The sequence below is a fragment of the Micromonospora phytophila genome (genome assembly GCF_023656545.1).
GTDB lineage: Bacteria > Actinomycetota > Actinomycetes > Mycobacteriales > Micromonosporaceae > Micromonospora > Micromonospora phytophila.
This window is the reverse complement of the sequence record NZ_JAMOKF010000535.1, coordinates 1-2,370: the sequence shown is the minus strand read 5'-3', so window position 1 is coordinate 2,370 and position 2,370 is coordinate 1. Positions and strand designations below refer to the sequence as shown.

Annotated in this window: 2 protein-coding genes; both read left to right on the top strand. The window is 70.1% G+C overall.

All coding sequences use genetic code 11. The annotated features are described in order from the left end of the window. Window positions 1-1,327: protein translocase subunit SecD (secD, locus tag NCC78_RS30875; protein ID WP_250798945.1), on the top strand; the 1,327-nt coding region annotated here is incomplete at its 5' end. A gap of 1 nt (window position 1,328) precedes the next feature. Beyond that, the coding region (secF, locus tag NCC78_RS30870) for a protein translocase subunit SecF (protein WP_250798944.1) at window positions 1,329-2,370 on the top strand (1,042 nt) is incomplete at its 3' end.

Below are 2,370 nucleotides of genomic sequence, written 5' to 3'. Positions count from 1 at the left end.
GGCGCCGGCCTCGCCGAGCGCCGCGGCGCCCTCGCCCAGCGCCAGCGCCGAGCCGGTGCCGGCGAATGTCGAGCAGCAGCGCAAGGCCGTCGAGCAGAAGGTCGGCGCCGCCGCGTGGCAGGCCGCCAGCGGCCTCCAGGCCCCGGCCGACCTGACCGCCGATCCGTCGCTGGCCGACAAGCTCAAGCCGTTCTCCACGCTCGACGAGCGCGAGGTCGCGGTGCTGCCGGCGCAGATGCAGTTCAACGTGCCGACGATCAGCTGCGCGCAGCTCGACAAGCGCCCGCCGGCGTCGATCTCGGACCCGAACCAGCAGGTGGTCGCCTGCGAGGACGGCGCCGCGAAGTACCTGCTCGACAAGGCGAAGGTGCTCGGCACCGACGTCGACGACGCCGCCGCGGTGCTCGACCAGACCAGCTCCTGGGTGGTCAGCCTCGACTTCAGCGGCGACGGCCAGGAGAAGTGGACCAACCTCACCCGCGAGGCGTTCAACAACGAGGGTCAGGCCTGCGACGCGACCGCGCTCGGCCAGGACGGCAAGTGCCGGGTCGCCGTGGTGCTGGACAACCAGATCGTCTCCTCGCCGGAGATCCAGGGCGTGCTGACCGGCAACTCGCAGATCACCGGCAACTTCACCCAGAAGGACGCCAGTGAGCTGGCCGGCAACCTGCGCTACGGCGCGCTGCCGGTGACCTTCGACGCGCAGGAGCAGCAGAACGTCACCGCCACCCTGGGCGCCAGCCAGCTGCGGGCGGGTCTGCTGGCGGCCGGCATCGGCATGCTGCTGGTCATCATCTACTCGTTCTTCTACTACCGCCTGCTCGGCTCGGTGATCTTCCTGAGCCTGGTGCTGTCGGCGCTGCTGGTCTTCGGCGCTCTGGTGGTCCTCGGCCGGCAGATCGGCTTCACGCTCACCCTCGCCGGCATCGCCGGCATGATCGTCTCGCTCGGTGTGGCGGCGGACTCGTTCGTCATCTACTTCGAACGGCTCAAGGACGAGATCCGGGAGGGGCGCAGTCCGCGCAGCGCGGTGCCGCGTGCCTGGATCCGGGCCCGCCGGACGATCATCTCGGCGAACGCGATCACGCTGATGTCCGCGGTGGTGCTCTACGTGGTCTCCGTCGGCACGGTGAAGGGCTTCGCCTTCGCCCTCGGCCTGGCCACCGTGCTCGACCTGGTCGTGGTCTTCCTCTTCCGGCACCCGATCATGACGATGTTCGCCCGTACCCGGGCGTTCCTGTCCCCGCGGGTCAGCGGTCTCGGCCGGGCGCTCCCGGCCCGGACCGAGCAGGCCGCGACCCGCAACCCGCGCGTCAAGGAGGCCTGAGATGGCTGAAAGTGGTCTCGCGAGCCGTCTGTACCGCGGTGAGGCCGGCCTCGACATCATCGGTCGGCGCAAGCTCTGGTTCTCCGTCGCGGCGGCGCTGATCCTGATCGCCGTGCTCAGCTTCGCGGTGCGCGGGTTCAGCCTGGGCATCGAGTTCGCCGGCGGCAACTCGTTCCAGATCCCGGCCAGCGTCGGCACGCTGGAGCAGGCCCAGGAGAAGGTCGAGGCGGCGCTCGCGTCCGAGGGCGGCGGTGGCGAGGTGGTCACCGCGCAGAAGGTCGACGGCGCCGGCACCGAGTTCTACGAGATCCGCACCACCGAGCTCAGCGCGGAGGAGGCCAACGCGGCCAAGGTGGAGATGGCCGGGGCGTTCGGCCTCAACACCGAGCAGATCAGCAGCAACCAAGTCAGCGAGGCGTGGGGCAGCCAGGTCACCTCGCGGGCGCTGCTCGGTCTGGTCATCTTCGTCGCGCTGGTGATGGTCTACCTGATCCTGCGCTTCGAGTGGCGGATGGCCGTCGCCGCGGTCGCCTCCCTGGTGATGAACCTGATCCTCACCGCCGGCATCTACTCGCTGGTCGGCTTCGAGGTCACCCCGTCGACGGTCATCGGCTTCCTCACCATCCTGGGCTTCGCGCTCTACGACGTGGTGGTGGTCTTCGACAAGGTCCAGGAGAACACCCGGGGGATCACGGCGAGCAACACCCAGACGTACGGCGAGGCGGCCAACCTGGCGATCAACCAGAGCCTGATGCGGTCGCTGAACACCTCGGTGGTCGCGCTGCTGCCGGTCGGCGGTCTGCTCTTCATCGGTGCCGGCCTGCTCGGCGCGGGCACCCTGAAGGACCTCGGCCTGGTGCTCTTCGTCGGTATGGCGGTGGCGTTCTTCTCCTCGATCACCCTGGCCACCCCGCTGCTGGTGCTGCTGAAGAACGCCGACCCGCGGATCCAGGCGCACACCCGGCGGGTGCTGACCCGCCGGGGCGCCCTCGCCCGCGGCGAGCTCACCCCGAAGGGCGCCCCCCGCGCCGAGGAGGGTGCCG